Below are 3,175 nucleotides of genomic sequence, written 5' to 3' on the forward strand. Positions count from 1 at the left end.
CCGACCAGCCCTGCGGCCACGCCGAACAGCCGCCGCAGCGTGGGCCGCTCGGCGCCGGCCAGGCCCAGGCTCAGCAGGAAGATGAAGATCGGCGAGGTCGAGTTGAGGATGGTGGCGAGGCCGGCGTCGACGCTGCGCTCGGCCCAGGCGATCAGGGTGAAGGGCAGCACGCTGTTGAGGCCGGCCTGCAGCGCGAAGCGGCGCCAGCTGGCCGCGTCGCGCGGCAGCCGCAGGCCGCGCAGCCGCAGCACGGCCAGCAGCAGCAGGCCCGCGACCAGCGTGCGCGCCGCGATCAGCGTGACCGGCGGAAGGGTCGCGACGCCGATCTTGATGAAGGTGTAGGAGGCGCCCCAGCAGGTGGCGAGCAGCACGAGCAGCGCCCATTCGAGGATGGGGCCCCGGGGTTTGGCTGAAGCGGCGAGGGTGGTGGTGGTCGGCATGGCGCGCCGATCATCGCGAAGGCCGCGCGCGGACACTTCGGCCGCGGCCGAAACGTGCCTGCCTCAGTGGCCGTGCCCGTGGTGCGGGTCGTCCGCGCCGCCGTTGAGCAGCGTCGCGAGGTCGGTCTCCTGCTCGGCCGCCGCGCCCGCGATCACGCGCCGCTCGAGCTCGTCGAGGTGCTCGAGCGCCACGGCCAGCGCCTTGTCGAGCGACTTGCCGGCGGTCAGCGCATCGATGATCTGTTCGTGTTCGCGCGGCGCGCAGCTCGCGGCCTCGGCCGAGTCGTAGAGCGCCTTGTAGAGCTCGGTGTTCGCGATCAGCCGACCGATGTACGAGAGCAGTTCCTCGCTGCCCGCCATCTGCGCCAGCAGCAGGTGGAAGTCGCCGGCCAGGCGCACCGCGTCTTCGCGCCGCCCTTCCTTGAACGCCTTCTGCTCGGCCTGCACGTGCTTGCGCAGGGTGGCCACCTGCTCGCGCGAGAGCTGGCCGAACAGCGTGGTCACGAGCCCGGCCTCGACGATGCGGCGCGCGCGGTAGGTGCCGCGCATGTCCTCGATCGAGGGGTTGGGCACGAAGGCGCCGCGGTTGTGCTCGAGCACCAGCCGCTTCTCGGAACCCAGCCGCGCCAGCACCTTGCGCACCGCGCCGCGCGTGCAGCCGAGCGCCTCGGCCAGCGCGCGCTCGCGCAGCGGCGTGCCGGGCCGCAGCTTGCCGCTGAGCAGCGCCTTCGAGACGGCGGCATAGACGCGTTCGTCCACGTTGGCGCCGTCGGCGTCGGTGGGCTCGGGGGAGGGTGCGGGCGCGGAAGGCTTGCGGGTGACGGGCATAGGCAGGCGGATTTTGCCTGCGTCGCGCCACCCCGGGGAAAGGCCCCGGATTGACGCGGCCCGGTCCGCTTCGTACCATTCGCGGAAATTTGGTTAACCAAAATAAAATGATATGGTTGACCAAAAATCCAGGTATCCACAACCACACACGACAACGGAGACACACATGAAATCCGCCAAATGGCTGGCCGCGCTGCCGGTCGCCGCCTTCTTCAGCGGGGGCTGGCTGTCCTCCGTCGCGCCCACCTTCGTGCTCGGCATGCCTTTCCTGATGGTGTGGAACGTGCTCTGGCTGGTGCTGACCTCGCTGATCATGGTGGTCATCGACCGCGCCGAAGGCGACCTCGACGCGCCGGCAACGCAGGGAGACGCGCGATGAACGCCGCGCTCGGCGTGATCGCGCTGTTCGTGGTTGGCGCGCTGGCCCTCGCGGTGCTGGCGCGGCGCGGCCGCACCATGAGCCTGGAGCAATGGGCGCTCGGCGGGCGCGGGCTCGGCGCGATCATGGTGTTCCTGCTGATGGCGGGCGAATCGTTCTCCACCTTCACCTTCCTGGGCGCCAGCGGCTGGTCGTACAGCAAGGGCTCGCCGGCCTTCTACATCCTGGCCTATGGCGGGCTGGCCTACCTCATGGCCTTCTGGATGCTGCCGGCCGTGTGGCGCTACGCCACCGCGCACAAGCTGGTGTCGTTCTCCGACTTCTTCGCCCACAAGTACGACAGCCGCCCGCTCGGCGTGCTGGTGTCGGTGGTCGCGCTCGGCGGCATGGTCGCGCTGCTGACCATCCAGTTGCGCGGGCTCGGCATCATCGTCTCGGAGGCCTCGTACGGCTCGATCGCGCCGCCGGTGGCGATCTGGATCGGCACGCTGGTGATGGTCAGCTACATCCTGTTCTCGGGCATCCACGGCTCGGCCAGCATCGCCATCGTGAAGGACGTGCTCATCCTCGCGCTCGCCGTGTTCCTCGGCCTCTACCTGCCCTGGCACTACTACGGCGGCGTGGCGCCGATGTTCACCGCCATCCACGCGGCCAACCCGGGCTTCTTCGAATTCCCGAAGGAGGGCCTCAACCTCAGCTGGTACAACTCGACCATCCTGCTGACGGCGCTGGGCTACTACCTCTACCCGTTCAACCTCACCTCGGTGTATGCCGCGCGCAGCGCGAGCGCGGTGCGCCGCAACACCATCCTGATGCCGCTGTACCAGGTGGTGATCGCCTTCCTGTTCCTGGTCGGCTTCGCGGCCATCCTGCAGGTGCCGGGGCTCAAGGGCTCCGACGTCGACCTGGCCCTGTTCGGCCTCGTCAAGCACAGCTTCGACCCCTGGTTCGTCGGCGTGATCGGCGGCACCGGCGTGCTCACGGCGCTGGTGCCGGGCTCGATGATCCTGCTCACGGCCTCCACCGTGATCGGCAAGAACGTCTACAAGGAAGGCTTCGCGCCGCATGCCACCGACCGCCAGGTGTCGCGCGTGGCGCGCGGCGTGCTGCCGCTGTTCGCGCTGGTGGCGGTGTACTTCGTGCTGCGCGGCGGCACCACCATCGTGGCGGTGGCGATCTTCGCCTCCAGCCTGCTCACGCAGCTGCTGCCCTCGCTGCTGTTCAGCCTCCTGAAGAAGCCCTTCGGCAACAAGCACGCGGCCTTCGCGGGCATCGTCGCGGGCGGCGCGGTGCTCGGCTTCCTGATGACCACCGGCGCGAACCTCGCTACGCTGTTTCCCACGGCGCCGCTGGCCTTCAAGTCGCTCAACACCGGGCTGGTGGCGCTCGCGACCAATGCGCTGGTGTTCGTGATCGTGGCGCTGGTCACGCCGGGCCCGGCGCCGCGCGCGGCCGCGGCGCAGCCCGCCTGATGCTTCATACGACAAAGAACAAAGGAACCCCCATGCCATCGCTCCTGATCCGCAAC

At 69.4% G+C, this 3,175-nt stretch carries 4 protein-coding genes; 2 read left to right on the forward strand and 2 right to left on the reverse strand.

What is annotated here, in order from left to right; genetic code table 11:
• Both AC27VN_RS37015 and AC27VN_RS37020 read right to left on the reverse strand, forming a co-directional pair.
• Nucleotides 1-440 (reverse strand): EamA family transporter (locus AC27VN_RS37015; protein WP_490879866.1); only part of this gene is annotated, 440 nt, incomplete at its 3' end.
• Nucleotides 441-503: 63 nt separating this feature from the next.
• The gene (locus tag AC27VN_RS37020) at nucleotides 504-1,268 is read right to left on the reverse strand and encodes a GntR family transcriptional regulator (RefSeq protein WP_490879867.1); all 765 of its coding nucleotides are present in this window, start codon (nucleotides 1,266-1,268) and stop codon (nucleotides 504-506) included.
• 166 nt (nucleotides 1,269-1,434) lie between these two features.
• On the opposite strand from AC27VN_RS37020, the gene AC27VN_RS37025 reads away from it, so the two are divergent.
• Complete coding sequence (locus AC27VN_RS37025; protein ID WP_057593917.1) at nucleotides 1,435-1,647, forward strand: DUF3311 domain-containing protein; 213 nt, start codon at nucleotides 1,435-1,437, stop codon at nucleotides 1,645-1,647.
• A complete protein-coding gene (locus AC27VN_RS37030) occupies nucleotides 1,644-3,119 on the forward strand; it encodes a sodium:solute symporter family protein (protein ID WP_490879868.1) in 1,476 nt (491 codons plus the stop codon). The genes AC27VN_RS37025 and AC27VN_RS37030 overlap by 4 nt, the downstream gene beginning before the upstream one ends.
• Nucleotides 3,120-3,175: the final 56 nt, after the last annotated feature.

Source organism: Variovorax sp. 20P10.2.4, from assembly GCF_058244205.1.